The 908-nt window shown below is 71.4% G+C and carries 1 protein-coding gene; it reads left to right on the plus strand.

What is annotated here, in order from left to right:
- Window positions 1-908 (plus strand): AMP-binding protein (locus C667_RS23410; RefSeq protein WP_004390639.1); only part of this gene is annotated, 908 nt, incomplete at both ends.

Here is a 908-nt window from a genome sequence, read left to right on the forward strand (position 1 = left end):
AGCCCCTGTGGACCCCGTCCCCCGAGCGCATCGCCGCCGCCAGCGTGACCGCCTTCCGCCTCGCGGCCGAGCGGCGCTGGGGCGTGGCGCTGCCCGACTACGAGGCGCTGCACGCCTGGTCGGTGGCGCAGCCCGAGCAATTCTGGACCAGCGTGTGGGAGGGCGACGGCGTCGGCGGCGGCGTGATCGGCACGCGCGGCGAGCGCGTGCTGGTCGATGGCCACAGGATGCCCGGCGCGAAGTGGTTCCCCGACGCCCGCCTGAACTTCGCGCAGAACCTGCTGCGCTCGCGCGACGCGCGCGACGCGATCGTGTTCTGGGGCGAGGAGCGCGTGAAGAACCGCATGAGCCACGGCGAGCTCTACCGCGCGGTGGCGCACTTCGCCGCGGCGCTCAAGGAGCAGGGCGTGGTCGCCGGCGACCGCGTCGCCGCCTACATGCCCAACCTGCCCGAGACCGTCGTCGCCATGCTCGCCGCGGCCAGCCTCGGCGCCATCTTCACCTCGGCCTCGCCCGACTTCGGCGTGCAGGGCGTGCTCGACCGCTTCGGCCAGACCGAGCCCAAGGTGCTGGTGGCCTGCGACGGCTACTACTACGGCGGCAAGACGGTCGATGTGCTCGGCAAGCTCGGCGAGATCGTCGGGCAGCTGCCCTCGGTCAAGCGCGTCGTGGTCGTGCCCTATGTGCACCGCGAGCACGACCTCTCGCACGTGCCGCACGCGCGCCTGTACGCCGACTTCGTCGCCCCCTTCCACTTCGTCGACGACATCGAGTTCGCGCAGCTACCCTTCGACCACCCGCTCTACATCATGTACTCCTCGGGCACCACCGGCGTCCCGAAGTGCATCGTGCACTGCGCCGGCGGCGCACTGCTGCAGCATCTCAAGGAGCACAAGCTGCACGGCGAC

The organism is Thauera phenylacetica B4P (assembly GCF_000310225.1).
Classification (GTDB): Bacteria; Pseudomonadota; Gammaproteobacteria; order Burkholderiales; family Rhodocyclaceae; genus Thauera; species Thauera phenylacetica.